Annotated in this window: 23 protein-coding genes; 18 read left to right on the top strand and 5 right to left on the bottom strand. The window is 60.1% G+C overall.

Annotated elements, in window-relative coordinates:
* Positions 1 to 52: 52 nt before the first annotated feature.
* The 7 genes from JFT66_RS26360 (at position 53) to JFT66_RS26335 (ending at position 6,441) form a co-directional block, all read left to right on the top strand.
* Entirely contained in the window at positions 53 to 799 is a 747-nt protein-coding gene (locus JFT66_RS26360; protein ID WP_034116374.1) for a LytR/AlgR family response regulator transcription factor, read from the top strand.
* Between the two features lie 138 nt (positions 800 to 937).
* Positions 938 to 1,879 carry a hydroxymethylbilane synthase gene (gene hemC, locus JFT66_RS26355; RefSeq protein ID WP_034116373.1) on the top strand — a complete coding sequence of 314 codons (942 nt, stop codon included), beginning with the start codon at positions 938 to 940 and terminating at the stop codon, positions 1,877 to 1,879.
* Positions 1,876 to 2,634 (top strand): uroporphyrinogen-III synthase, encoded by a 759-nt coding sequence (locus JFT66_RS29960; RefSeq protein ID WP_332875125.1) that lies wholly within the window; start codon positions 1,876 to 1,878, stop codon positions 2,632 to 2,634. Before hemC ends, JFT66_RS29960 begins: the two co-directional genes overlap by 4 nt.
* 18 nt (positions 2,635 to 2,652) lie before the next feature.
* Positions 2,653 to 3,768 (top strand): uroporphyrinogen-III C-methyltransferase, encoded by a 1,116-nt coding sequence (locus tag JFT66_RS29955; RefSeq protein ID WP_034116371.1) that lies wholly within the window; start codon positions 2,653 to 2,655, stop codon positions 3,766 to 3,768.
* A 5-nt stretch (positions 3,769 to 3,773) separates the two neighbouring features.
* Positions 3,774 to 5,015 carry a heme biosynthesis protein HemY gene (locus tag JFT66_RS26345; RefSeq protein WP_198860440.1) on the top strand — a complete coding sequence of 414 codons (1,242 nt, stop codon included), beginning with the start codon at positions 3,774 to 3,776 and terminating at the stop codon, positions 5,013 to 5,015.
* A gap of 236 nt (positions 5,016 to 5,251) precedes the next feature.
* Positions 5,252 to 5,773 carry a disulfide bond formation protein B gene (locus JFT66_RS26340; RefSeq protein ID WP_153837380.1) on the top strand — a complete coding sequence of 174 codons (522 nt, stop codon included), beginning with the start codon at positions 5,252 to 5,254 and terminating at the stop codon, positions 5,771 to 5,773.
* A 209-nt stretch (positions 5,774 to 5,982) separates the two neighbouring features.
* Complete coding sequence (locus tag JFT66_RS26335; RefSeq protein WP_034116368.1) at positions 5,983 to 6,441, top strand: Rsd/AlgQ family anti-sigma factor; 459 nt, start codon at positions 5,983 to 5,985, stop codon at positions 6,439 to 6,441.
* A gap of 51 nt (positions 6,442 to 6,492) precedes the next feature.
* Here JFT66_RS26335 and JFT66_RS26330 read toward each other — a convergent pair whose 3' ends face one another.
* Positions 6,493 to 7,170: an FKBP-type peptidyl-prolyl cis-trans isomerase gene (locus tag JFT66_RS26330; protein ID WP_198860439.1), complete on the bottom strand. Its 678-nt coding sequence runs from the start codon at positions 7,168 to 7,170 to the stop codon at positions 6,493 to 6,495.
* Between the two features lie 192 nt (positions 7,171 to 7,362).
* Between JFT66_RS26330 and JFT66_RS26325 the strand changes: the two genes are divergently transcribed.
* The gene (locus tag JFT66_RS26325) at positions 7,363 to 8,565 is read left to right on the top strand and encodes an AlgP family protein (RefSeq protein WP_198860438.1); all 1,203 of its coding nucleotides are present in this window, start codon (positions 7,363 to 7,365) and stop codon (positions 8,563 to 8,565) included.
* Here the strand turns inward: JFT66_RS26325 and JFT66_RS26320 are convergent.
* Positions 8,562 to 9,026, bottom strand: a complete 465-nt coding sequence (locus JFT66_RS26320; protein WP_198860437.1) for a TIGR02444 family protein — start codon at positions 9,024 to 9,026, stop codon at positions 8,562 to 8,564. The two genes, JFT66_RS26325 and JFT66_RS26320, sit on opposite strands and share 4 nt — an antisense overlap.
* Before the next feature lie 50 nt (positions 9,027 to 9,076).
* Between JFT66_RS26320 and JFT66_RS26315 the strand changes: the two genes are divergently transcribed.
* From JFT66_RS26315 to JFT66_RS26295, 5 genes are all read left to right on the top strand, one after another.
* The gene (locus JFT66_RS26315) at positions 9,077 to 10,987 is read left to right on the top strand and encodes an ATP-binding cassette domain-containing protein (protein ID WP_198860436.1); all 1,911 of its coding nucleotides are present in this window, start codon (positions 9,077 to 9,079) and stop codon (positions 10,985 to 10,987) included.
* The gene (locus JFT66_RS26310; protein WP_153837383.1) at positions 10,987 to 11,559 is read left to right on the top strand and encodes a mechanosensitive ion channel family protein; all 573 of its coding nucleotides are present in this window, start codon (positions 10,987 to 10,989) and stop codon (positions 11,557 to 11,559) included. The genes JFT66_RS26315 and JFT66_RS26310 overlap by 1 nt, the downstream gene beginning before the upstream one ends.
* 86 nt (positions 11,560 to 11,645) lie before the next feature.
* Positions 11,646 to 12,278, top strand: coding sequence for a LysE family transporter (locus tag JFT66_RS26305; protein WP_005792425.1), 633 nt, complete (start codon positions 11,646 to 11,648; stop codon positions 12,276 to 12,278).
* Between the two features lie 200 nt (positions 12,279 to 12,478).
* Entirely contained in the window at positions 12,479 to 14,374 is a 1,896-nt protein-coding gene (locus JFT66_RS26300) for an FTR1 family protein (RefSeq protein WP_034116363.1), read from the top strand.
* Position 14,375: 1 nt separating this feature from the next.
* The gene (locus tag JFT66_RS26295; protein WP_034116362.1) at positions 14,376 to 14,831 is read left to right on the top strand and encodes a YaiI/YqxD family protein; all 456 of its coding nucleotides are present in this window, start codon (positions 14,376 to 14,378) and stop codon (positions 14,829 to 14,831) included.
* A gap of 34 nt (positions 14,832 to 14,865) precedes the next feature.
* Here JFT66_RS26295 and elbB read toward each other — a convergent pair whose 3' ends face one another.
* The gene (gene elbB, locus JFT66_RS26290; RefSeq protein WP_034116361.1) at positions 14,866 to 15,531 is read right to left on the bottom strand and encodes an isoprenoid biosynthesis glyoxalase ElbB; all 666 of its coding nucleotides are present in this window, start codon (positions 15,529 to 15,531) and stop codon (positions 14,866 to 14,868) included.
* Positions 15,532 to 15,646: 115 nt separating this feature from the next.
* On the opposite strand from elbB, the gene JFT66_RS26285 reads away from it, so the two are divergent.
* Positions 15,647 to 16,882 (top strand): sterol desaturase family protein, encoded by a 1,236-nt coding sequence (locus JFT66_RS26285; protein WP_198860435.1) that lies wholly within the window; start codon positions 15,647 to 15,649, stop codon positions 16,880 to 16,882.
* On the opposite strand, the gene JFT66_RS26280 is transcribed toward JFT66_RS26285, so the two are convergent.
* The gene (locus JFT66_RS26280; RefSeq protein WP_034116359.1) at positions 16,863 to 17,498 is read right to left on the bottom strand and encodes a DedA family protein; all 636 of its coding nucleotides are present in this window, start codon (positions 17,496 to 17,498) and stop codon (positions 16,863 to 16,865) included. The two genes, JFT66_RS26285 and JFT66_RS26280, sit on opposite strands and share 20 nt — an antisense overlap.
* Before the next feature lie 208 nt (positions 17,499 to 17,706).
* On the opposite strand from JFT66_RS26280, the gene hemB reads away from it, so the two are divergent.
* Together hemB and ppk1 are read left to right on the top strand one after the other, a co-directional pair.
* On the top strand, positions 17,707 to 18,720 hold the full coding sequence (gene hemB, locus JFT66_RS26275; RefSeq protein ID WP_034116358.1) for a porphobilinogen synthase: 1,014 nt from the start codon (positions 17,707 to 17,709) through the stop codon (positions 18,718 to 18,720).
* A gap of 18 nt (positions 18,721 to 18,738) precedes the next feature.
* Positions 18,739 to 20,961 (top strand): polyphosphate kinase 1, encoded by a 2,223-nt coding sequence (gene ppk1, locus JFT66_RS26270; RefSeq protein ID WP_034116357.1) that lies wholly within the window; start codon positions 18,739 to 18,741, stop codon positions 20,959 to 20,961.
* Between the two features lie 138 nt (positions 20,962 to 21,099).
* Here ppk1 and ppx read toward each other — a convergent pair whose 3' ends face one another.
* Positions 21,100 to 22,602 (bottom strand): exopolyphosphatase, encoded by a 1,503-nt coding sequence (ppx, locus tag JFT66_RS26265; protein ID WP_034116356.1) that lies wholly within the window; start codon positions 22,600 to 22,602, stop codon positions 21,100 to 21,102.
* Between the two features lie 480 nt (positions 22,603 to 23,082).
* On the opposite strand from ppx, the gene JFT66_RS26260 reads away from it, so the two are divergent.
* Positions 23,083 to 23,745: a DUF1120 domain-containing protein gene (locus JFT66_RS26260; RefSeq protein ID WP_034116355.1), complete on the top strand. Its 663-nt coding sequence runs from the start codon at positions 23,083 to 23,085 to the stop codon at positions 23,743 to 23,745.
* Positions 23,746 to 23,860: 115 nt separating this feature from the next.
* The gene (locus JFT66_RS26255; RefSeq protein ID WP_080752856.1) at positions 23,861 to 24,577 is read left to right on the top strand and encodes a fimbria/pilus chaperone family protein; all 717 of its coding nucleotides are present in this window, start codon (positions 23,861 to 23,863) and stop codon (positions 24,575 to 24,577) included.
* Positions 24,578 to 24,590 lie beyond the last annotated feature (13 nt).

Genomic DNA, 24,590 nt, shown 5'->3' with positions numbered 1-24,590 from the left:
GCACCTGTCTACGCTATCCTTGTGCGAGACTCACGCAGGAATCCAGCGCAATATGAATGTCCTGATCGTTGATGACGAACCCCAAGCCCGCGAGCGACTGAGCCGTCTAGTCAGTGAACTCGAGGGTTATACAGTCCTTGAACCGAGTGCCACCAGCGGGGAGGAGGCGTTGACGCTGATCGATAGCCTCAAGCCGGACGTGGTGCTGCTCGATATCCGTATGCCGGGCCTCGATGGCTTGCAAGTTGCCGCCCGCCTGAGCGAGCGCGAGTCGCCCCCGGCTGTGGTGTTATGTGCGGCCCAGGATGAGTTTTCTGCACAGACGCTGGAAGACAGCGGTGCCAGTTTTCTCGTCAAACCAGCCACTGTCGAAGCCTTGCTCAAGGCCTTGAAAAAAGCCGAGCGCCCCAACCGTGTCCAACTCGCTGCTCTGACCCAGCCGGCGGCCCAAAGTGGTAACGGGCCACGCAGTCATATCAGTGCGCGCACCCGAAAGGGCATCGAGCTGATCCCACTTGACCAGGTCGTCTATTTTATTGCCGATCACAAGTACGTGACCCTGCGTCATGAGTCGGGTGAGGTGCTGCTCGATGAGCCGCTCAAGGCCCTCGAGGACGAGTTTGGTGATCGCTTTGTGCGCATCCATCGCAACGCGCTGGTCGCCCGAGAACGTATCGAGCGCTTGCAGCGCACGCCCCTGGGCCACTTTCAGCTATTCCTGAAAGGGCTCAACGGCGATGCCTTGATTGTCAGCCGACGCCACGTCGCCGGCGTGCGAAAAATGATGCAGCAGCTTTAGCCCAAGGGCTGCGGCGAGGTCTGCATTCCTTATCCCGGTGCGTTGTGGCCAGGGAGGCCCCGCACTTGCTGATTCAAATCAAAGCGTATTTGCCTGAGCTGTTATTATCGCCCGTATCTATTCAGTACGGATTGATCCATGTCCTCTCGCGAAATCCGCATCGCCACCCGTAAAAGCGCCCTGGCCTTGTGGCAGGCCGAATACGTCAAAGCACGTCTTGAGCAAGCCCATCCGGGCCTCAAGGTCTCCCTTGTGCCCATGGTCAGTCGCGGTGACAAACTGCTTGACTCACCGCTGTCGAAAATCGGCGGCAAGGGCCTGTTCGTCAAAGAACTGGAAACCGCGCTGCTGGAAAACGAAGCCGATATCGCCGTGCATTCGATGAAAGATGTGCCCATGGACTTCCCAGAAGGCCTGGGCCTTTTTTGCATCTGTGAACGCGAAGACCCGCGCGATGCCTTTGTTTCCAACACCTACGCGTCCCTGGATGAATTGCCGCTGGGCAGTATCGTCGGCACTTCCAGCCTGCGTCGACAGGCCCAGTTGTTGACCCGGCGCCCCGATTTGCAGATCCGCTTCCTGCGCGGCAACGTCAACACCCGCCTGGCCAAGTTGGACGCCGGCGAATATGACGCGATCATCCTCGCCGCCGCCGGCCTGATCCGTCTGGGCTTCGAAGACCGCATCACGTCGGCCATCAGCGTCGAAGACAGCTTGCCCGCCGGCGGGCAGGGCGCAGTCGGTATCGAATGTCGCACTGCCGACAGCGCAATCCATGCACTGCTCAAGCCCCTTGATCACGCGGATACCGAAGTGCGTGTCACCGCCGAACGTGCGTTGAACAAACACCTCAACGGTGGCTGCCAAGTACCAATCGCCTGCTATGCCGTACTCGAAGGTGAAAACCTGTGGCTGCGTGGCCTGGTGGGTGACCCGGACGGCGGTACCCTGCTGACTGCCGAAGTGCGTGGGCCGCAGCGTGATGCCGCGGCCTTGGGTATTCAGGTCGCCGAGGAGCTGCTGGAAAAAGGTGCCGGTGCCATTCTGCAAAAAGTCTATGGCGAGGCCGGCCCGCAGTGACCAACTGGCGCGTGCTGCTGACGCGGCCTGCCGAGGAGTCGATGGCCCTGGGAGCCTTGTTGTCCGAGGCCGGTATTTACAGCAGCAGCTTGCCTTTGCTGCAGACCGAAGCGTTGCCGATCACGCCCGACCAACAAGCGTTGTTCGGCGCGTTGCAGCGTTATTGCGCGGTCATCGTGGTGAGCAAGCCGGCCGCGCGCCTGGCCTTGCAACGGTTGGGGGATGCCGTGGCGCCAATGCCCTGGTTCAGCGTTGGCGCGGCGACGGCACAGATTCTGGCCGGTCATGGCCTCGATGTTCACTACCCTGCCACTGGCGATGACAGCGAAGCCTTGCTTCAATTGCCCGCATTGCGAGAGGCTATTGCACAGCCGGGCGCCCGGGTGCTGATCCTGCGCGGCGAGGGCGGGCGGGAGTTGTTGGCAGAGCGTTTGCGCGAGCAAGGTGCTAGTGTCGACTACCTGGAATTGTATCGGCGTTTTCTTCCTGCCTACGAGAAGGGCGCACTGGTGCAGCGCATCCAGTTGGAACGCTTGAACGGCCTGGTGGTCAGCAGTGGGCAGGGTTTTTTACACCTGCAAGCCTTGGCCGGCCCCGATTGGCCACAGGTGGCACAGCTGCCGTTGTTCGTGCCCAGCCCTCGCGTGTACGAGATGGCGCGGGCTGCTGGCGCAGAAAAAGTTGTGGATTGTCGTGGCGCGAGTGCCGCGGCTTTGTTAGTGGCGTTAGGGAGCCATCCCGTTCCCACTCTCTGATACGCAAAGGACGGATACGTGAGCGAAACAGCCTTGCCTAAAGATGAAGCTCAGCCCGCGCTTGTTGCGCCGGTCGAGACACCGGTCAGTGCACCACGCCGTGGCAATGGCCTGGCAATCGTCGCCTTGCTGCTGGGTGCTGCGGGCGTTGCCGCTGGCGGCTGGGGGATCTGGCAGGTCCGCGCCCTGCAAGCCAGCAGCCAGCAGCAGTTGGGCCAGGTGCAGACCCTGGATGACCAGTCCCAGAGCCTCAAGCAAAGCCAGCAACAGTTGGCGGCCCGCCTGGCACAGTTGCCGGGAGCGGACGAGTTGGAGGAGCGCCGCCGCCTAGTCGCCCAGCTTCAGGGTGACCAGCAGCGTTTGAACCAACGTCTGGAAACGGTGCTGGGTGCCAGCCGCAAGGACTGGCGCCTGGCCGAGGCCGAGCATCTGATCCGTCTGGCCAGCTTGCGTTTGTCCGCCTTGCAAGATATCAACAGCGCCCAGTCGCTGGTGCAGGGTGCCGACGAGATTCTTCGCGAGCAGAGCGACCCTGGTGCATTCGCGGCGCGCGAGCAACTGGCCAAGAGCCTGGCCGCGCTACGCAGCACCGAACAACCGGATCGTACTGGCCTGTACCTGCAACTGGCGGCCTTGCGTGACCAGGTCGTGCAACTGGCGGCGATTGCGCCCGAGTATCAACTCACCGAGCCTGCTTCCCAAGGGCGGCCTACCGGCGACACGGAGAACCGGTTGAGCCAGTGGTGGGAACAGATCTCCCGTTATTTCCGCATCGACTTCAACCCGGATGACAACATCCGCCCATTGTTGGCGGGCCAGGGCTTGAACCAAGTACGGCTGGCCCTGAGCCTGGCGCTGGAGCAGGCGCAGTGGGCCGCGCTTAACGGCGAGTCGGCGGTGTACAGCCGCTCGCTGGGGGAAGCGCGCAGCGTGTTGCAGAGCAACTTCAACCAGGACAACCCGCAGAGCAAGGCAATGCTGGCGCGTATCGCTGAGCTCGAGCCCAAGGCCGTGTCGGTGGTGACGCCTGATCTGGCTGCGAGCCTGGCCGCTGTGCAGGCATACCTTGAACGTCGTCATCTGTCTGCCGACGAAGCCAAGGCCTCGGCTGGCAAACCGGCGACCCAGGAGTAGAGCTGATGAAGCGTTTCTATGTGATCCTGGTACTGGCGATAGCGGTCGCCCTGGCATTGGGCGTGGGCATTTCGAAACATACCGGCTACGTGCTGATTACCTACCCTCATTTACTTCATTACGAATCAAGCCTGTGGGCCACGTTGGTAGCGGTGTTTGCCATCGGCCTGGGAATCTACCTGATTCGCGCGTTATTGATGCTGGTGACCACTTCCGGTGGCGTGGTCAATCCGTGGTCGCGACGCAACCGCAGCCGCCGCGTGCAAATTGCCATCGAGCAAGGCCAGATGGACCTCGCCGAGGGCCGCTGGGCGAGCGCTGAGCGACACTTGCATCGCGCCGCAGAAGCGGAGCGCCAGCCACTGCTGTATTACATCGGTGCTGCTCGTGCGGCTAATGAGCAGGGCCGTTACGAAGAGTCCGACGGCTTGCTGGAGCGCGCCCTGGAGCGCCAGCCGCAGGCCGAATTGGCTGTTGCTCTGAGCCATGCGCAATTGCAGATGGATCGCGGCGATACTGAGGGCGCCTTGGTCACTCTTCAAACGATGCACGAGCGTCACCCTCATAATGCGCAGGTGCTGCGACAACTGCAGCGCCTGCATCAGCAGCGGGGCGATTGGTCGTCCGTGATTCGCCTGCTGCCTGAGTTGCGCAAGGACAAAGTCTTGCCCGCCAGCGAGCTGGCCGAGCTGGAGCGTCGCGCCTGGGGTGAAAACCTGAGCCTGGCCGCCCAGCGCGAAGAGCAGGGTGAAGCCGGTTTGCAGTCTCTGGAACGGGCCTGGGAGCAATTGACTTCTGCCCAGCGCCAGCAGCCGCAATTGGTGCTGGCTTATGCCGACCAATTGCGGCGCCTGGGCGCTGAAGTCAAGGCCGAGGAAGTATTGCGTGGTGCGCTCAAGCGCGGTTACGACAGCCACCTTATTCGGCTTTACGGCCTGCTGCGGGGCAGTGATCCGGCGCGCCAATTGAAATTTGCCGAAGGCTGGACCAAGGACCATCCAGGTGATGCCAGTCTGCTGTTGACGCTGGGCCGCCTGTGCCTGCAAAACAGTCTGTGGGGCAAGGCGCGGGACTATCTGGAAAGCAGCCTGCAAGTACAGCGCAATCCTGAAGCCTGTGCCGAATTGGCTCGTCTGCTGGCCCAGTTGGGCGACACTGAACGCAGCAACCAGCTGTTTCAGGAAGGCCTGGGGTTGCTCGACAATCGTCTGCTGTCCTCGCCGTTGCCAGTGCCCGCGCGAGTCTGAAGTAGGAAAGGGTGAATGGATTGGCTCGGACCGTTCTGACACCCTATCCTTCAGCCCCTGCAAATGCTTGGCTTAAGTGGCCTTGTTACTAATTCCTACTTGATGTAATTGGATTTCCTCCGGAGCCTGGCGGGATGTCCGTATGTTTTCGAGGAATTGTCTGCTCCAAGGCGTATTGAAAGAGGTCGGGCCTTTCCTCTACCGTAGCGACCTATCTCTTGCAGTGCGGATAAACAATGTCTTTGGCCCCTTTACGCTCCTTGTTTTTCCTGGCGTTCATGGCTGGTGCGCTGACGTTGGGCGCGTCCTTTTATCTGGAATACGGCGCGCTGCTACAGCCTTGCTTTCTATGCCAGGTGCAACGCCTGTTCCTCGCCGCCTTTGCGCTGATCAACCTGATTGCCGCCTTTCATAATCCCGGGCGTTCCGGCCTTTGCTTGTATGGTCTGGCGAGCATGACTTGTGCGCTGCTCGGCGCCATTACCGCTGGGCGCCAAGTGTTGTTGCAGAATATGCCGTCAGGCCAGGTCTCAGAATGCTGGCCCAGCCTGCAATACATGATTGAAAACCTGTCGTTCTGGCAGGCAGCGCAATCTGTGTTCAACGGCACTGTCGATTGCGTCGAAATCAAGTGGACGCTATTTGAACTGAGCCTTCCGGAGTGGAGCTTGTTGTTCTTCGTGGCTATGTTGATCCTGGGCGCCATGCAATTTTCACGGTTGTTGCTCAGTAGGCCTTTGCGCCTCGCAAGGCCGTGAAAACAGGACTCAGGCTGTAGGAGTGGATTAAACACTTGTATGAACATTCTCTCCTGCGTACCTTGAAGCCACAGTCATGCGGGCATAATCTGGCCCGCACGCGTTATCCAAACCATTTGTCAGACGCGGCCTTGTCCGGCTGCTGCTTTATCCTCGAAGTGTTGCGCAGGTACAGAGCGGCAGCGCCCCTATAGGGAAGAGAGATCATCATGCTGGAAAGTTGTCAGAATGCTCAGGAACGCTGGGGTGGGGTGCACAAGCTGATCGATAGCTGGTTGAAGGCACGTCACGAACTGGTTCGGGCCTTTGATGCTCTCGGTGCCAAGCCCGAAGCATTGGCTGAGAATCGCGAGCCGTTGCAGGAGTTCTGTGAGGTGTTGGTGGACTATGTGTCTGCCGGCCATTTCGGTGTCTACGAGCAACTGACCAAGGAGGCGGAAGCTTTCGATGATCAGCGAGGTCTGGAGCTGGCCGAGACACTTTACCCGCGCATTGATGTGATTACTGAAAAGCTGCTGGCGTTCACTGACCTGTGTGATGCAGGAAACTGTGTTGCAGAAAAATTCAAAGAGTTGGGAGCGCTGTTGCACGAGCGGTTCGAACTGGAAGACTGCTTGATTGAAGTGCTGCACAACGCCCATAAGGAAGAGGGAGTTACTCAGGCCTGAACCTTGGTAGCCAGACAAAAACGGTGCGCATGTCGCACCGTTTTTTATGGGTCAGTGGCGAGTGCCGAGCAGTTCGATCTCGAACACCAGCGGCGTATAAGGCGGGATCAACTCACCCGCGCCGTCCGCGCCATAGGCCTGGGCCGAAGGAATCACCAGGCGCCATTTCGCACCCACCGACATCTGTTGCAATGCACTGCTCCAGCCGCTGATCACGCTGTCCAGGCGGAACCACTGTGGCTGCGTACTTTTGTCGAAGACGGTCCCATCGGGCAGTCGCCCCACGTATTTCACCTGTACCTCATCGCTGGCCAACGGCTTGGTGCCAGTGCCCGGTGCCAACTCGGTGAGCAGGATTCCATCTGACAACTCGCGAACACCCCTGGCGGCTTTTTCCTGGGTCAGAAATTGCTGTTCGGCGGCGAGGGCTTTTTCGCTTTGAGGCACTTGGGCGTCAGCGGCGTTCTGCGCTTCATGCTGGGCGAGGATTTGTTCGATGCGTGCGTCATCCAGTGCCAGCGGCTTGCCTTGGTAGGCTTGCTTGAGGCCATCGACTAGAGCCTGGATCTGTAGGTCGGGGACTTCCTGGCGCAACCGTTCGCCAAGGCTTGCGCCCAGGCTATAAGCGAGATCGTGCGAGTCCGCGACGGTGGTTTTTGACGACGCTTGCTCGCTCGCATCGGCCACGCAGATCGCCAAGCCAAGCACTAGAAAAAGGTAACGCGACATAGGCATTCTCCCGGCGAAAGTGCGACGGATTATGCCAGTGTGAGTGGATGAAAAGTGCCGCGGTTTTTCGTTATATCGATAAGAATTTCCGTACGGTGCAACGCAAGGCGAACGATACTGTCAACATGCCCTAGCGGCGGTAAGAGCAGAGGGCTAGTATGAGCCGCACCCACGTCAGCCAGGAGGTAAACCATGTCGGCCAAACAGAAGCCTGTAAATACCCCGTTGCACTTACTCCAACAACTTTCGGGCAGCCTGCTCGAACATCTGGAAAGCGCGTGTTCCCAAGCCTTGGCCGATGCAGAAAAACTGCTCGCCAAACTGGAAAAACAACGCGGTAAAGCGCAAGAGAAACTGCATAAATCCCGCACCAAACTGCAAGACGCCGCTACTGCCGGCAAGTCCAAGGCGCAAGCCAAAGCCAAGGGCGCTGTCAAAGAACTTGAGGACCTGCTGGATGCCCTCAAGGATCGTCAAGCTGAAACCCGCAGCTACATTTCCCAACTCAAAAAAGACGCGCAAGAAAGCCTGAAGCTGGCGCAGGGTGTTGGTCGTGTGAAGGAAGCCGTAGCTAAAGCGCTGGGTGCTCGCACTCCTGCAAAAGTTGCAGCCAAGCCAACGGCTAAAACCGCTGCTGCGAAACCAGCCGCCAAGCCAACGGCTAAAACCGCTGTTGCGAAACCAGCCGCCAAGCCAGCTGCTAGAACTGCTGCCGCGAAACCAGCCGCCAAGCCAACTGCTAGAACTGCTGCCGCGAAACCAGCCGCCAAGCCAGCTGCTAGAACTGCTGCCGCGAAACCAGCCGCCAAGCCAGTTGCTAAAACTGCTGCTGCGAAACCAGCCGCCAAGCCAGCCGCTAAAACCGCTGCCGCGAAACCAGCCGCCAAGCCAGTTGCTAAAACTGCTGCTGCGAAACCAGCCGCCAAGCCAGCCGCTAAAACCGCTGCTGCGAAACCAGCCGCCAAGCCAGCTGCTAAAACCGCTGCTGCAAAACCGGCCGCCAAGCCAGCCGCTAAAACTGCTGCTGCGAAGCCAGCCGTGAAGCCAGCTGCCAAGCCTGCTGCTGCGAAACCAGCCGCCAAGCCAGCCGCTAAAACTGCTGCCGCGAAGCCAGCCGTGAAGCCAGCTGCCAAACCTGCTGCTGCGAAACCAGCCGCCAAGCCAGCCGCTAAAACTGCTGCTGCGAAGCCAGCCGTGAAGCCAGCTGCCAAGCCTGCTGCTGCGAAACCAGCCGTGAAGCCAGCTGCCAAACCTGCTGCTGCGAAACCAGCCGCCAAACCCGCCACTCCAGCAGCACCTGCTACCACCCCGGCAGCATCCACCGCTCCATCCGCACCGGCCAACAGCACCCCTGCACCGGTAGCGCCAAGCACCACCCCAACCAGCGCTTCCTAAGTGTTGGTGACCACGACGCGCAGCTGCTGCAGCGCGTCGCGGTCCAGGTTGGCGGCTTCGGTCGCCAGGCCTTCAAGCCATTCGTTTTGACCCACGACCTCATTGATCGGCCATGCCTGCGCCTGTGCTTCCAAGCGCGTCAGCAGTGTCCGCTCGGCCTCCAGCTCCAGGGTTTTGACCCTTTCCCGTAGCGATGCCAATTGCGCATCCTGCTGTGCCATGCCTCGCCATTGCACGCGCACCAGTCGCAACGGTTCGACAACCTGTACCTGCCACGGGTGGGCAATCTGTTGCAATGCCTGCATACGTTCGGGCGTATGCGCCACACCTCGTCGCTCCAGCCACGCACCACACAGCAGCAGGCACACATCCTCCCCTTGTTCCTGCAAGCGCAGGCAAGCGGCCTCTACACCCGGGCGGGCGTAAGTCGAGAGGGCAAAGCTCCACAGGTCAGCGCACATATTCACACCCAAGCCAGCGGCCAACGAAGCTGGTAGACTCCGCCGCCATTATGATCCGACTTCAAAGCCTAACATTACAGCGTGGCCCGCAACGTCTTCTTGAAGACGCCGAGCTGACCCTGCACGCCGGTCACAAAGCCGGCCTGATCGGTGCCAACGGCGCCGGCAAATCCACGTTGTTCGCCTTGTTGCTGGGTGAGCTGACCCCGGATTCCGGGGACTGCCTGCTGCCGGCCGACTGGCGCATCGCCCATATGCGCCAAGAGATCGACACCCTGGACCGCATCGCGATCGACTACGTGCTCGATGGCGACCTGCGCCTGCGCCAGGTGCAACACGATCTCGCCGAAGCCGAAAAAACCCAGGACGGTGCCGCCCAGGCCCGCCTGCACGCCGAGCTGGACAGTGCCGACGGCTACACCGCCGACGCCCGCGCCCGCAAGATGCTTGCCGGCCTTGGTTTTACCAACGAACAAATGGACCGCCCGGTCGCCGACTTCTCCGGTGGCTGGCGCATGCGCCTGAACCTGGCGCAGGCATTGATGTGCCCCTCGGATTTGCTGCTGCTCGACGAACCGACCAACCACTTGGACCTCGACGCGATCCTGTGGCTGGAAGACTTCCTCAAGAATTACCAGGGTACCTTGCTGTTGATTTCCCACGATCGGGATTTCCTCGACGCCGTGGTCGATAACATCGCCCACGTCGAACAGAAGAAAATCACCCTCTACCGTGGTGGCTATACCGCGTTCGAACGCGCCCGCGCCGAGCGCCTGGCCCAGCAGCAACAGGCCTACGAGAAGCAACAGGCGCAACGTGCGCACATGGAAAGCTACATCGCCCGGTTCAAGGCCCAAGCCACCAAGGCCCGCCAGGCCCAGAGCCGGATCAAGGCCCTGGAGCGCATGGAAGAGCTGTCGGCGGCCCACGTCGATTCGCCGTTCGATTTTGTATTCCGCGAGTCGGTGAAAATCTCCAGCCCGTTGCTGGACCTCTCGGATGCCCGCCTGGGCTACGGCGACAAAACCATCCTGGAGAAGGTCAAGCTGCAGCTGACGCCGGGGGCGCGCATCGGTTTGCTCGGCCCGAACGGCGCAGGCAAGTCGACCCTGATCAAGAACCTCTCGGGCGAACTTGAACCTCTGTCGGGTCGCCTGACCCGTGGCGAGAACACGGTGGTGGGTTACTTCGCCCAACACCAATTGGACTCGCTCGATTCCAAGGCCAGCCCGTTGTTGCACCTGCAACGCCTGGCGCCGACCGAACGTGAGCAGACCTTGCGCGACTTCCTCGGCGGTTTCGACTTCCGTGGTGCGCGCATCGACGAGCCAGTGCTGAATTTTTCCGGCGGTGAAAAAGCCCGACTGGCCCTGGCCCTGATCGCCTGGGACCGGCCGAACCTGCTGTTGCTCGACGAACCGACCAACCACCTGGACCTGGAAATGCGCCTGGCGCTGACCATGGCCCTGCAGGAATTCAGCGGTGCGGTATTGGTGGTGTCTCACGATCGCCACTTGCTCAAGAGCACCACTGATAACTTCCTGCTGGTAGCCGACGGCAAAGTCGAAGAGTTCGATGGCGACCTGGATGACTACGCGCGCTGGCTGACGGATTACCGTCTGCGCAATGCGCCGGCCAGCAACACCCCGGTCAACCCGGACAAGACCGACAAGAAAGCCCAGCGCCAGGCAGCCGCCGCGTTGCGCCAACAGTTGGCGCCACACAAGCGAGAAGCCGACAAGCTGGAAGCCGAGCTGGGCAAGGTGCACGAGCGCCTGGCCAAGATCGAAACCAGCCTGGGTGACAGCGCGGTGTACGAGGCGGCGCGCAAGGATGAGCTGCGTGACCTGCTGGCCGAACAGGCTAAGCTCAAGGTGTGCGAAGGGCAATTGGAGGAAACCTGGATGGAGGCCCTCGAGCTGCTCGAAACCCTGCAAGCGGAGCTGGAGGCGCTGTCCTGATGGAAGCGTTGCAACTGCCCGTACCGGCGCAATGGGTCGAGCCCGTATGGATCGGCGTGCAAATCCTGCTGATCCTGCTGGCCGGCTACCTGGCCCAGCGCTTCGTCGCCAAGGGCCTGACTCGCCTGGGTGAGCGCTACCCGTTCCCGCCGCAATTGCTGATGCCCCTGCGCGGCGGCTTGCGCTGGCTGATCATGGGCAGTGCGCTGATCTTTGTGCTGGGTCGCCTGGGGGTGTCCGCCACGGTGTTGTGGACGGCACTGTCAGGGTTTGTCGCGGTGGCGGCAGTGGCGTTCTTTGCCATGTGGTCGGTGCTGTCCAACCTGTTGTGCGCGATCCTGATCTTCACTGTCGGGCCGTTTCGCCTTGGCGATATCGTCGAACTGGTGGACACCGTCGACAAACCCGGCGTGAAGGGCCGGGTCGTGGCGATCAACCTGCTCTACACCACGTTGATCGAAGTCGAGGAAGCCGGCACCAGTAGCGCGATGGTGCAGGTGCCTAACAGTATGTTCTTCCAGCGTTCGGTGCGGCGTTGGCCAGGGACCCACGTGTTTCCGGGCGACCGCTAGCGTTTATCTTGTAAAAATCTATAGCCAGCCTTTGGTCGGTGGCGTTAGCTTAAGGCACAACCGCTGACTCCCTTCTGAGGTGCGCAATGGCTCTCGATACATGGCTGGCCTTTTTCCTGGCCAGTTGGATCATTTCCCTTTCCCCTGGCGCCGGTGCCATCGCCTCGATGTCCAGCGGCCTGCAATATGGTTTTGTGCGTGGCTACTGGAACGCCATCGGCCTGCAATTGGGCCTGGCGATGCAGATTGCCGTAGTGGCGGGGGGCTTGGGCGCTATTCTGGCGGCATCGTCTACCGCGTTCTATGCGATCAAATGGTTTGGCGTGGCCTACCTGGTGTACCTGGCCATCAAGCAATGGCGTGCCTTGCCCATGGACATGACCGATGACGCCGCCGTGCGTCCGATCGGCAAGCCGATGGCGATGATGTTCCGGGGCTTCCTGGTCAACGCCAGCAACCCCAAGGCCTTGGTGTTCATGCTGGCGGTGCTGCCGCAGTTCGTGAACCCGCAGGCCCCGCTGTTGATTCAGTACCTGATCCTCGGTGCGACCATGATCAGCGTCGATATGATCGTGATGGCGGGGTACACAGGGTTGGCGTCGAAAGTCTTGCGCCTGTTGCGTACGCCTAAACAGCAGAAACGCGTAAACCGAACCTTTGCAGGGTTGTTCGTAGGTGCGGCGGGCTTCCTCGCCAGCCTGCACCGCGCTACGGCATAACTGAAGAAACCAAATCAAAATGTGGGAGGGGGCTTGCTCCCGATGGCGGTGTATCAGCTTAGAAATTTTTGGCTGACACACTCTATCGGGAGCAAGCCCCCTCCCACATTGGTTTTGTGGTGATATGAAATAACACCTTGAGTCGAACCCGTTAAAGCTCAACAATAGTGTTACTTCGTATTTCCACTTGAGATTCATTCATGACTGCCCCTTTCCGCTTTCTCGCCTGGCTGGTGTTGCCGGCGTTGATGTCGTGCAGCTTCAATCTGTTGGCCGCGACCGCCGAGGGCGCGCCACAAGCCCTGCATTTGCTGGATTATATTGGCGCCGACTACCCACCGACGGTAGAGGCGGGCAAGGTGGTGGACGACTCGGAATACCGTGAGCAAGTGGAGTTTCTCGGGGTGTTGCAAGGCTTGGTGGCTGATTTGCCGGATAAGCCCGAGCGCGCCGAGCTGGTAACGGGTGTTGATGAATTGCTGGCAGCGGTCAGTGCCCACCAGGACGGCGCGAGCGTAGCCCGCCAGGCCCGTCAGTTGGGCGCCAAACTGGCCGTGGCGTATGAAGTCAGCCAGGCGCCTGCCATCACGCCAGACCCTACACGCGGCGCGCCGCTCTACGCCCAGCACTGTTCGGTCTGTCACGGTAATGCCGGCGCCGGTGATGGCCCTGCGGGAGTGGGCCTCACACCGCCACCCGCTAACCTGCGCGATGCTGCCCGCCTGGACCGCTTAAGCCTGTATGCGATCTACAACACCCTTGGGCTGGGTGTCGAAGGCACGGATATGCCGTCATTCGCCGATCAACTGGACGACCGCCAGCGCTGGGACTTGGCAACCTACATCGCCGGTTTCACCGCCGACCCGGCTGCCGCCAAAAGCGAACGGGCGTTCAATCTCGCCGACCTGGCACGCCAAACCCCCAATGAAGTGCTCGCCGCCGACGGCCCGGCTGCTGCCGCAACTTTCCGCGCCCAACGTGCGCAGCCACCGCAGGTCCAGCGTGGCCCGGCGCAGTTGCTCGACTACACCGCCGCCACCCTGGACAAGAGCCTTGCCGCCTTCCGCAACGGCGACCACGAGCAGGCCTACGACCTGTCGGTCGCCGCTTACCTGGAAGGTTTCGAGTTGGTGGAAAGCTCCCTGGATAACGTCGACGCCAATGTGCGTAAAGACACCGAGAAAGCCCTGATGGCTTACCGGCAATCGTTGCAGGACGGCCTGCCTATCGAGCAGGTGCAGCAGCGCCTGGACGTAGCCAAGGGCAAACTCACCGAATCTGCCGGCTTGCTGGGCGGCGATGGCCTGAGCTGGTCGTTGAGCTATATCTCCGGTTTGCTGATCCTGCTGCGCGAAGGTCTGGAAGCGATTCTGGTGCTGGCGGCGATCCTCGCCTTCCTGCGTAACACCGGCCAGCAATCGGCGGTGCGTAGCGTCAATGTCGGCTGGGGCTTGGCGCTGTTGGCCGGCTTGGCCACCTGGGCCCTGGCGGCGTATGTGATTGACGTCAGCGGCGCCCAGCGAGAATTGCTTGAAGGCTGCACAGCGTTGTTCGCCAGCGTGATGGTGTTGTGGCTCGGTGTCTGGATGCACGACCGGCGCCACGCGGCCGCCTGGCAGGACTACATCAAGAGCAGCCTGGTGGGCGGCGGTGGACGTTTCGGTTTTGCGGTGCTGGCGTTCTTCTCGGTGTACCGCGAACTGTTCGAAGTGATCCTGTTCTACGAAACCCTATGGCTGCAAGCCGGCCCAGCCGGGCATAACGCGGTATTGGCGGGTGGCGCCACGGCGCTGGTGTTGCTGGTGGGTTTGGCCTGGGTGATCCTGCGCGGTTCGGCGAAGCTGCCGCTGGCGCTGTTCTTCGGCATCAACGCCGCGTTGCTGTGTGCGCTGTCGGTGGTGTTTGCCGGGCACGGTGTCAAGGCATTGCAGGAAGCGGGCATCTTCGGTACACGGCCAGTGGCATTCTTTGACTTCGACTGGCTGGGTATCCACGCCGATGCGTACTCGTTGGGTGCGCAAGCTGTGGCGATCCTGGCAATTGTGGTGCTGTACGGTCGTAGCCGGCTGGCTGAAAAACGTCGGGTGGCGGCATAACATGCGGGTGTGGATCGACGCTGATGCCTGCCCTCGGGCGGCCAAGGACCAAGTGGTGAAGTTCGCCCTCAAGCGTCAGTTCGAGGTGGTGCTGGTGGCCGGGCAGAGCCAGATCAAGCCGAGCTTTTCCTGTGTGAAACTGATCGTGGTGCCCAGCGGCCCGGATGCGGCCGATGATTACCTGGTTGAGCACGCCGTGCCCGGCGAACTGGTGATTTGCAGCGACGTGCCGCTGGCCGACCGGCTGGTGAAGAAGGGCGTCACGGCCCTTGACCCAAGGGGTAAGGAGTTCAGCCCGGCGAACATGAGCGAGCGCTTGGCGGTGCGTAACCTGTTCACCGATCTGCGTGAGCAAGGCCAGATGGGCGGCGGGCCACCGCCCCATGGGGAAAAGGACAAGCAGGCGTTTGCCAACTCGTTGGATCGCCTGCTGACCCGCTTGATGAAGCCTCTGTAGGAGCGAGCTAGCTCGCTCCTACAGAAAGAGGGTGTCAGTCATTTTCGTGAGTCAGTTCAAGCACCCGATCCACCAGCTTGTTGATGCCTGAAGCGACCTCACTGATGTTTTTGCCGAGCATATACGCCGGCGTACTTACCAGTTTGCGCGCCTTGTCCTCGACGATATCGTCCACCGCGCATTCGTGGTGGGTGGCGCCCATCTTGTCCAAGGCTGCCGCTGTGTCGGCATCATTGCCGATGGTGCAGGTCACGCCAGGGCCGTAGATCTTCGCGGCCAGGGCCGGTGAGATGCAGATCAGCCCTATCGGCTTGCCGGCTTCGGCAAATGCTTCGGCCAGTTCAAGGACTTGCGGGTTGACGCTGCAACCGGCGCCTTCCACAGCGAAGTTCGACAGGTTCTTCGCCGCCCCAAACCCGCCGGGCACGATCAGCGCATCGAAGTCGGCTGCGTTGGCCTCGCTGATGTCCTTCACTGCACCGCGGGCGATACGCGCCGACTCCACCAGTACGTTGCGCGATTCAGGCATTTCCTCGCCCGTGAGGTGGTTGATCACATGCAACTGCGGGATATTCGGTGCAAAGCATTCGACTTGAGCGCCGCGCTGGTCCAGGCGCAACAGGGTGATCACGCTTTCATGGATTTCTGCGCCGTCGTACACGCCACAGCCGGAAAGGATCACTGCAATTTTTTTGCTCATGGGCATTTCTCCTGATTCATGGCGTTAAATGTCTACTAATTTGTAACCTGTTGCCAATGGGATCTCACGTCGCTGCACCTAATCTTGATGTAACAAAAATAGACCGGACTAGCCCATGGACTTCGTGCCTTACGCGGTACCGTTTTTCATCGCCCTGATCGTGGTTGAACTGCTGGCCGACCGTTGGCGCGGCGCACGCAACTATCGGGTGGCAGATGCCATCAACAGTCTCAGCACCGGCGTGCTGTCCACCACTACCGGGTTGCTGACCAAGGGTGTGGGCTTGCTGACCTACGCATTCGCCCTCAAGCACTTGGCACTGATCCAGTTGTCGGCCCAGAGTGCCTGGACCTGGATGTTCGCCTTCGTGTTCTATGACTTCTGCTACTACTGGCTGCATCGTATGGGGCATGAGCGCAATATTCTCTGGGCCGCACACTCTGTGCACCACCAGAGTGAGGAGTACAACCTCACCACCGCCTTGCGCCAGACCAGCACCGGTTTCCTGCTGAGCTGGATCTTCTACCTGCCCCTGGCCGTGGTCGGCGTGCCGCTGGTGGTGTTTATCAGCGTGGCGTCGCTCAACCTGCTGTATCAATTCTGGGTACATACCCGCCACGTGCCCAAGCTTGGCTGGTTCGAGTGGTTCTTCGTCACGCCTTCCAATCATCGGGCCCACCATGCACAGAACGCTCTCTACATGGATCGCAACTACGGCGGGGTGTTCATTATTTGGGACCGGCTGTTCGGTACTTTCCAAGAGGAAGACGACAACGAGCCGGTGATCTTCGGTGTGACCACGCCCCTGGCCAGTTGGAACCCGCTGTGGGCCAACCTGCAGTTTTATGCGCAGTTATGGAGTGACGCCAGGCGCACTGAAAGCAGATGGGACAAGTTGCGCATCTGGTTCATGCGCACCGGCTGGCGCCCGGCGGACGTCAAAGCCAAGTACCCGATGGCCAAGCCGGACCTGAGCCAGTTCCGCAAATTCGAGGTACCGTTGGATACGCGGCAACAGCTGTACATCGCTTTGCAATTTGCGGCTTACGTAGGGTTGGGTAGCTACTTGATGAATTTCGGCGAGAGGCTGCCCATGGCGGCGCTGGTCGTCGGCTGGGGAGCGATGGCGCTGGGCCTGTTTACCTTGGGGGTGGCGCTGGAGAATCGCCCGTGGGGGTTGAAGGCGGAGCTGGCGCGCCTGGCGCTGAACGTGCCGTTGGTATGGCTGGCGCCGTTGGTCGGGCTGTGGCCCGCCAGCAACCTGGGCTGGCTGGCCCTGGCGAGCTACAGCCTGCTCAGCGTGATCGGCCTCTACTGTTGCAGAAGCCGGCTTACTCGATTGGTGTCTTAGGTGGTTCGACCGGGGCTGGTTCGGCGGCAAGTCGAGCCTTGGCCTCGGCACACGCCTCGCGGGCGATACGGGCATTCTTGAAGCGGCGTCGCAACCACAGGCCCAAGCCCAGCACCAGCAACGCGCCCAGCACCCACAATTCGTATTTCTTGACGCTGCCGAGCATGCCTTCCAGTACCGCGCCGAAGTGGTAGGCCGCAGCCCCCAACGCAGCGGCCCAGATCGCCGCACCGATACCGTTGAGGATCAGGTAACGCATCGGCGGGTAGCCGGACAGGCCGATCGCCACGGGCATCACCGTGCGCAAGCCGTAGACGAACCGGAAGCTCAGTACCCAGATATCCGGATGCTTGCGGATATGCTCCAGTGCCTTGTCGCCCATCAATTGCCAGCGCGGCTTGCGCGCCAGCAGCTTGCGGCCGTGCTTGCGCCCCATGTAGTACCAGAGCTGGTCGCCGGCGTAGCTGCCAAAAAAGGCAACGACCACCACCAGGTTGATATCCATATAGCCACGAAACGCCAGGAAGCCTGCGAGCACGAGGATGGTCTCGCCTTCGAAGAACGTGCCGAGGAAGAGGGCAAAGTAGCCGAAGTCATGCAGAAATTGTTGAAGCATGGTCTAGGGTGCTGGCGAAATGAACGCGCAGCCTACGCCTTCACGAAGATTCATGAAAGTATCGAGATGTGTCACGAAGTGAACAATTCCTACGTAAATGACGAATGCGACTACAGGTCGCGTCGATAAGCACAACTGTCATTCCTTCGTCATAATGGCCGCTTATAACTGCAACGCTCGCCCGTAAACCCGGGCTCAGGAGTCTGTCGTGAGCTTTACCCCTGCCAATCGCCTGTTCCCCGCCACCCGCCTGCGTCGCAATCGCCGTGATGATTTTTCTCGTCGTCTGGTACGTGAAAATGTACTGACGACGAATGATCTGATCCTGCCGGTATTCGTGCTCGACGGTGAAAACCGTCGCGAAGCGGTGGCGTCGATGCCGGGTGTGGAGCGCTTGACCATTGATCAGTTGCTGATCGAGGCGGCGAATTGGGTAGAGCTGGGGATCCCGGCACTGGCGTTGTTCCCGGTGACTCCGTCGGAACTCAAGTCCCTCGATGCCGCCGAAGCCTGGAACCCCCAAGGGATCGCCCAGCGCGCCACCCGTGCCCTGCGCGAGCGTTTCCCGGAGCTGGGAGTGATCACCGACGTGGCACTGGATCCGTTCACCACCCACGGCCAGGATGGCATTCTTGACGAAGACGGCTATGTTCAGAACGACATCACCGTCGATGCCCTGGTCAAGCAGGCGTTGTCCCACGCTGCGGCGGGCGCCCAGGTGGTTGCCCCGTCGGACATGATGGACGGTCGCATCCAGGCGATTCGCGAAGCCCTTGAGCTGGCCGGTCATGTCAATGTGCGGATCATGGCCTACTCGGCCAAGTACGCCAGCGCCTATTACGGCCCATTCCGCGATGCGGTGGGCTCGGCATTGAACCTGGGCAAGGCCAACAAAGCCTCGTACCAGATGGACCCTGCCAACAGCCACGAAGCCCTGCACGAAGTGGCGGCCGACCTGGCCGAAGGCGCCGACATGGTGATGGTCAAGCCTGGGATGCCCTATTTGGACATCCTTTACCGGGTCAAAGAGGAATTCAAAGTGCCGACCTTTGTCTATCAGGTCAGCGGTGAATACGCCATGCACATGGCGGCGATCCAGAATGGTTGGTTGAGTGAAGGGGTGATCCTCGAATCCCTGACTGCCTTTAAACGTGCCGGCGCTGATGGCATCCTGACCTACTTCGCCGCCCGCGCTGCCCAATTGCTTAGAGAGCAACAATAGCCCTCACAGGAACACTCGATGAATACCGAAGGACTCTCAGAAGTTGCCGTAAAAGACGCTCACCCGGTGGTTGAACAAGTCGCCGAGACCCCGCCGGAACTGGAGCCTGCCCCGCCTGCGGTGGTTGCCGAAGCACCTGCGCCGGCGCCGGTGGTCGTGGTCACCAACCTGGATGACAGCAGCCTGTACATCCACCGCGAGTTGTCACAACTGCAATTCAACATCCGCGTGCTGGAGCAGGCGCTGGATGAGTCCTACCCGTTGCTGGAGCGCCTGAAGTTCCTGCTGATCTTCTCCAGCAACCTGGATGAGTTCTTCGAGATCCGTGTCGCCGGCCTCAAGAAGCAGATCACCTTCGCCCGTGAACAAGCCGGTGCCGACGGCCTGCAACCGCACCAGGCCCTGGCGCGCATCAGTGAACTGGTGCACGGCCATGTGGACCGCCAGTACGCGATCCTCAACGACATTCTGCTGCCGGAACTGGAAAAACATCAGGTTCGCTTCATTCGTCGTCGACACTGGACCACCAAGATCAAGACTTGGGTGCGCCGTTACTTCCGTGACGAGATTTCCCCGATCATCACTCCCATCGGCCTCGACCCGACGCACCCGTTCCCCTTGCTGGTGAACAAGAGCCTCAACTTTATCGTTGAGCTCGAAGGTATCGACGCCTTTGGTCGCGACTCGGGCCTGGCGATCATCCCGGCACCGCGCCTGCTGCCACGGATCATCAAGGTACCGGAAGAGGTTGGGGGCGCTGGCGACAATTATGTATTCCTGTCGTCGATGATCCACGCCCACGCGGATGACCTGTTCCAGGGCATGAAGGTCAAGGGCTGCTACCAGTTCCGTCTGACCCGTAACGCCGATCTGGCGCTGGACTCCGAAGACGTCGAAGACTTGGCCCGCGCCCTGCGTGGCGAGCTGTTCTCGCGGCGGTATGGCGACGCTGTACGCCTGGAAGTGGCGGATACCTGCCCGAAACATCTGTCGGACTACCTGCTCAAGCAGTTCAACCTGGCCGAGTCCGAGCTGTACCAGGTCAATGGCCCGGTGAACCTGACGCGCCTCTTCAGCATCACCGGCCTGGACAGCCACCCGGAGCTGCAATACAAGCCGTTCACCCCGCAGATTCCGAAACTGCTGCAAAACAGCGAGAACATCTTCAGCGTGGTGAGCAAGCAGGACATTCTGCTGCTGCACCCGTTCGAGTCGTTCACCCCGGTGGTCGACCTGCTGCGCCAGGCCGCCAAGGACCCGCACGTACTGGCCGTGCGCCAGACTCTGTACCGCAGTGGCGCCAACTCGGAAATCGTCGATGCGCTGGTGGATGCTGCGCGTAACGGCAAGGAAGTGACCGCAGTGATCGAGCTGCGCGCGCGTTTTGACGAAGAGTCCAACCTGCAACTGGCCAGCCGCCTGCAAGCGGCCGGTGCGGTGGTGATCTACGGCGTGGTCGGGTTCAAGACCCACGCCAAGATGATGCTGATCCTGCGCCGCGAGGCCGGGGAGATCGTGCGCTACGCCCACTTGGGTACGGGCAACTACCACGCCGGCAACGCCAAGCTCTACACCGACTACAGCCTGCTGACGTCCGACGACGCATTGTGCGAAGACGTCGGCAAGTTGTTCAGCCAGTTGATCGGCATGGGCAAGACGTTGCGTATGAAGAAGCTGCTGCATGCGCCGTTCACCCTCAAGAAGGGCATGCTCGACATGATTGCCCGCGAGACTCAGTTCGCTCTAGACGGCAAGCCGGCGCACATCATCGCCAAGTTCAACTCGTTGACCGATCCGAAGATCATCCGCGCGCTGTACAAGGCCAGCCAGTCCGGCGTGCGCATCGACCTGGTGGTGCGTGGCATGTGCTGCCTGCGCCCGGGCATTGTCGGGGTGTCGCACAACATCCACGTGCGCTCGATCATCGGCCGCTTCCTTGAGCACACCCGAGTGTTCTACTTCCTCAACGGTGGCGAAGAGCAGATGTTCCTCTCCAGCGCCGACTGGATGGAGCGCAACCTCGACAAGCGTGTGGAGACCTGCTTCCCGGTGGAAGGCAAGAAGCTGATCATGCGGGTCAAGAAGGAGCTGGAAAGCTACCTCACCGACAACACCCACAGCTGGAGCCTGCAATCGGACGGCCGCTACGTGCGTAACACGCCGACCGGTAACCAGAACCCGCGCAGTGCACAGGCAACGTTGCTGGAGAAGTTGGGTAGCCCGATTCTGACGGTGAATTAAACCAGGCTCGCGCGCAACCCTGTGGGAGCGGGCTTGCTCGCGAATGCGGAGTATCAGTCACCAGATGCATTGACTGATCCACCGCATTCGCGAGCAAGCCCGCTCCCACATTTGTATTTTGGTGTTGGTTAGATCGCCTCAGCGCAGATTCAGGCTAAACCCCACCCGCGTCAGCCATTCCGCTTCCTGGGCGAAGTCCGCCTGGGTCAACTGGTTTTCATCCAGCCAGCCTTTCGGGAATACCACGTCCAGGCTGTCGCCATCGGCGTGCAGTTTTACCTGAGGCATTTCCTGGGTACCACGGATGTGGTGGAACAGGATCGCAAAGCGCAACAACGCACAGAGGCGAATCAGCTTGATGCCGTCTTTGCCGAACTCGGCAAACTTGTCCTTGGGGATATTGCGACGATGGCCGCGTACCAGCAACGCGAGCATCTGCTGGTCTTCCCGGGAGAAACCGGCCAGGTCCGAGTGCTCGATCAGGTACGCGCCATGCTTGTGGTAATGGTAGTGGGCGATGTCCAGGCCCACTTCATGCACCTTGGCTGCCCAACCCAGCAACTCACGCCAGACGCCGTCTTCCAGGTCCCAGTCCGCGGCCACCTGGTCGAAGGCGTGCAAGGCTTTGCGCTCCACACGGGCTGCTTGTTCCAGGTCGACGTGGTAACGCTCCATCAGCGAGCTGAGGGTTCGCTCACGCACGTCTTCGTGGTGGTGACGGCCCAGCAGGTCGTAGAGCACACCTTCACGCAGGGCGCCGTCACAGTGGTCCATGCGTTGCAGTTCGAGTGCGTCGAAGATGGCTTCGAGTATCGCCAGGCCTGCAGGGAAGATGGCGCGACGATCGGGCTTGATGCCTTCGAAGTCGATTTTTTCCGCATCCCCCAGCTTGAACAGCTTGCGCTTGAGCCACGCCAGGCCTTCAGCGTTCACCTCGCCAGTGCCATGGCCGCCAGCCTTCAAGGCCAGGCCGATGGCGCGGATGGTGCCGGATGAGCCGATGGCCTCATCCCAGGTCAGGCGGTGCAGGGCGTGTTCGATGCTCATGATCTCCAGCCGCGCTGCCGTGTAGGCCTGGGCATAGCGCGCTGGCGTGATCTTGCCGTCCTTGAAATAACGTTGGGTGAAACTCACGCACCCCATCTGCAGACTTTCACGCAGCAGTGGTTCAAAGCGCTGGCCGATGATGAACTCGGTACTGCCGCCGCCGATGTCCGCCACCAGGCGCTTGCCAGGCGTATCGGCCAGGGTGTGGGACACACCGAGGTAGATCAGGCGGGCCTCTTCACGGCCCGAGATGACTTCAACCGGATGCCCGAGGATTTCCTCGGCGCGATGGATGAACTCGTTGCGGTTTCGGGCTTCACGTAGTGCGTTGGTGCCGACGATACGTACAGCACCAGGGGGCATGCCGTTGATCAGTTGCGCAAAGCGCTTGAGGCAATCGAGCCCGCGCTGCATGGATTCTTCATTGAGCTTGCGCTCGTCGTCGATCCCGGCAGCCAGTTGCACTTTCTCGCCGAGCCGCTCAAGGATGCGGATCTCGCCGTTCTGGGCCTTGGCCACGACCATGTGAAAGCTGTTGGAGCCCAGGTCGATGGCGGCGATCAAGGACAGATTCTTGGCTTGGGATTGCGGCATGGTTTGGGAGTCTCGGTCGATAACCTCACCATCGTGCCACGATCGACCGCTGGAGCCAACGCGTTGTGCTTCAGGATTTTCTCTGAAGCTGTCTATAGGAATTTGTAGGGGAGCTATAGGGCGGCTTCTTATATTTTCGTCGAGCGCATGTAGAGAACTGTAGGTGGTTTTAACGTTGATTGTTTCGAGCATGAATTAAGATAAAACCTACGCCGTGAAGATCGATGTTTTATTGGTTATTTAGTTTAGGACTACCCGTAATGGAAACTAAGGGGGCGGTTATTATTTATCGTTCCGACAGTAACGCAGGTGTTGTCTTATATTTTTGTTAAGTCTGAAAGGTACAGACTGTCACTCGGCAATTCTGCCGTGGTGTTATTTATTTATGGTCAGGTATGTTCAGGACGATGAGCCGGTGGGCGATGGAATTGCCATGGCGAGAGTAAAGAGCGCCCAATAACTTTTATTGGCGAGTCAAATATGAAGAAGATAGCGGGTTTGACAATGGGGCTTGTTTGCTCGGCGGCATCCCTTGGCGTAAATGCCGATACGGGAAACTCGGCCAACCTGAGGGTCATCGGCACCATTAAGCCAGCAGCGTGCACAGTGCACCTTGGTGCAACCGGTGGTGAGGTCAACTACGGCCCAATCAGCGCGTCGAGCATACCGCCGAACGCTTATTACCCATTGCCGGAGAAAACGCTGCCGCTCACGGTAAACTGCGGCTCAACGGCTGCGCAGATGGCGCTGTCTGTCACTGATTTGCAGCCGAGCAGCACGGTGACCGGCATTCTCGGCACAGGGTTTGTCGAAAGCCAGAACTTTGGCCTGGGCCTGGTTGCAGGCAAACGTACGGGTGGCTATTCCGTCAGGTTCTCAACCCTGAGCAGCCAAGGCACCGCCTTGTATCCGATTAGAAGGGCAAGTGGGTCTGGCGCTTGGCTATATAACGGCAACGGTCGGATCGACAAGCATCCTTATCAGCATTCCTGGAGCCGTACTACGGCCGCGACACCCGCGTTCGTGAGCTCAATTACAGCCACGCTTGCAGTCAAGGCTGTCATCAATCGTGGCAGTGAGTTGAACCTGAGCAACGATGTCCCTTTGAACGGGTTGGCCACGTTAATCGTCACTCGAATCTAAAACAGTAAAAAAGCCCGCATCGCAGCCTCTTGGTGAGGTAAAGGCGTGCGGGCTGTTCGGGCCTGCCTGAGCTTTATACGTTTATTTATGTTTATTTATGGGTAGGTGCAACTCGATGCGTTGTCTTTTAAGTGCGATTGTTGCCGTGCTCGGTGGGGTAAGTCTTTCTTATTTACTACTGGGCAATGTGATGGCTGCTGGTATGGAGCCGGAAACATCGGTTGTCATTCTTTATGAGGCAGACGGCGAGGCGACGATAAACGTCAGGAATACCGACGCCGGCGCAGCTTTACTTCACTCGGTCATTCACAACCTTCCAGAGGACCCAGCGCCGCTGCTAATCGTGACTCCCCCTATTGCGCGGGTCGAGCCGGGTGAAGTGCAGTTGGTGCGCCTGATCAGTACCTTGAAGGAGCCGCTCAAGACTCAGCGTTTGAAACGCATTACGTTTGAAGGAATCCCTCAAGCGCGCGCTGATGGTCGTTCGAGCATTGGTATAACCATTCGCCAGGACCTGCCATTGATCCTGCATCCGCGTGGTTTACCCAAGCATCAAGAGCCCTGGACATTGCTTGAGTGGAGGCTGCAGGGCAATCGCCTTACGGTGCATAACAACAGCGCCTATGTGATACGCATGGGGCTGGAGGTGCAACTACTCCCGTTGAGGCAATTAGGTGTGCTGCCGCGCACATACATCCTGCCAGGTGAAGCCCTCTCCACCACGGTCGATGGGGTACTGGGAGGGGTCAACGCCATCGAGATTCAGCCAGCGACGGTCTATGGCTACTCGGCACCGGTCTACAAGGCACCGGTCGTTGTCGACGAGAGTTGACCAGCCTATGAGC

Source organism: Pseudomonas sp. MF6755 (assembly GCF_016405635.1).
GTDB classification, from domain to species: domain Bacteria; phylum Pseudomonadota; class Gammaproteobacteria; order Pseudomonadales; family Pseudomonadaceae; genus Aquipseudomonas; species Aquipseudomonas haemolytica.
The sequence above is the reverse complement of the archived record's forward strand: the minus strand, read 5'-3'. Positions and strand labels throughout refer to the sequence as shown.

Bases quoted from the DNA above. Each gene is read 5' to 3' on its own strand.
- JFT66_RS26325 (WP_198860438.1), top strand. From the start codon at position 7,363: ATGTCGGCCAAACAGAAGCCTGTAAATACCCCGTTGCACTTACTCCAA.
- JFT66_RS26335 (WP_034116368.1), top strand. From the start codon at position 5,983: ATGCTGGAAAGTTGTCAGAATGCTCAGGAACGCTGGGGTGGGGTGCAC.
- JFT66_RS26315 (WP_198860436.1), top strand. From the start codon at position 9,077: ATGATCCGACTTCAAAGCCTAACATTACAGCGTGGCCCGCAACGTCTT.
- JFT66_RS26330 (WP_198860439.1), bottom strand. From the start codon at position 7,170: ATGTCGCGTTACCTTTTTCTAGTGCTTGGCTTGGCGATCTGCGTGGCC.
- JFT66_RS26320 (WP_198860437.1), bottom strand. From the start codon at position 9,026: ATGTGCGCTGACCTGTGGAGCTTTGCCCTCTCGACTTACGCCCGCCCG.
- JFT66_RS26340 (WP_153837380.1), top strand. From the start codon at position 5,252: ATGTCTTTGGCCCCTTTACGCTCCTTGTTTTTCCTGGCGTTCATGGCT.
- ppx (WP_034116356.1), bottom strand. From the start codon at position 22,602: ATGCCGCAATCCCAAGCCAAGAATCTGTCCTTGATCGCCGCCATCGAC.
- JFT66_RS26345 (WP_198860440.1), top strand. From the start codon at position 3,774: ATGAAGCGTTTCTATGTGATCCTGGTACTGGCGATAGCGGTCGCCCTG.
- JFT66_RS26280 (WP_034116359.1), bottom strand. From the start codon at position 17,498: ATGCTTCAACAATTTCTGCATGACTTCGGCTACTTTGCCCTCTTCCTC.
- hemC (WP_034116373.1), top strand. From the start codon at position 938: ATGTCCTCTCGCGAAATCCGCATCGCCACCCGTAAAAGCGCCCTGGCC.
- JFT66_RS26360 (WP_034116374.1), top strand. From the start codon at position 53: ATGAATGTCCTGATCGTTGATGACGAACCCCAAGCCCGCGAGCGACTG.
- JFT66_RS26295 (WP_034116362.1), top strand. From the start codon at position 14,376: ATGCGGGTGTGGATCGACGCTGATGCCTGCCCTCGGGCGGCCAAGGAC.
- elbB (WP_034116361.1), bottom strand. From the start codon at position 15,531: ATGAGCAAAAAAATTGCAGTGATCCTTTCCGGCTGTGGCGTGTACGAC.
- JFT66_RS26285 (WP_198860435.1), top strand. From the start codon at position 15,647: ATGGACTTCGTGCCTTACGCGGTACCGTTTTTCATCGCCCTGATCGTG.
- JFT66_RS26305 (WP_005792425.1), top strand. From the start codon at position 11,646: ATGGCTCTCGATACATGGCTGGCCTTTTTCCTGGCCAGTTGGATCATT.
- JFT66_RS26260 (WP_034116355.1), top strand. From the start codon at position 23,083: ATGAAGAAGATAGCGGGTTTGACAATGGGGCTTGTTTGCTCGGCGGCA.
- JFT66_RS26255 (WP_080752856.1), top strand. From the start codon at position 23,861: ATGCGTTGTCTTTTAAGTGCGATTGTTGCCGTGCTCGGTGGGGTAAGT.
- ppk1 (WP_034116357.1), top strand. From the start codon at position 18,739: ATGAATACCGAAGGACTCTCAGAAGTTGCCGTAAAAGACGCTCACCCG.
- JFT66_RS26310 (WP_153837383.1), top strand. From the start codon at position 10,987: ATGGAAGCGTTGCAACTGCCCGTACCGGCGCAATGGGTCGAGCCCGTA.
- JFT66_RS26300 (WP_034116363.1), top strand. From the start codon at position 12,479: ATGACTGCCCCTTTCCGCTTTCTCGCCTGGCTGGTGTTGCCGGCGTTG.